Genomic DNA, 236 nt, shown 5'->3' on the forward strand with positions numbered 1-236 from the left:
TACTCATTCATTCCCGGCTGCAGAACGGGGTACGGCACATTCTGAGCGGCGCGCTCTTCGGTAGCAGGCACGTACCTGCCGTTGCGCTCGTAGGCGGTGTAGACAAGCAGACCAGTTGAATCACCCTGTTTGGCAAGCCCATCAAACTTCTCAGTCGGCTCAAGGGAAGCCAGTACCTTATCCCGCTTGAAAAGGCGCGCTTCGTGCTTTTCCTCATTGGTGGCGAGGATACCGGC

1 protein-coding gene is annotated in these 236 nt (G+C 57.2%); it reads right to left on the bottom strand.

The annotated features are described in order from the left end of the window. Positions 1-236, bottom strand: a 236-nt coding sequence (locus tag HMPREF2749_RS09320; RefSeq protein WP_246823483.1) for a DUF6318 family protein, incomplete at both ends; no start/stop codon positions are given.

Source organism: Rothia sp. HMSC075F09 (assembly GCF_001810515.1).
Taxonomy (GTDB): Bacteria; Actinomycetota; Actinomycetes; order Actinomycetales; family Micrococcaceae; genus Rothia.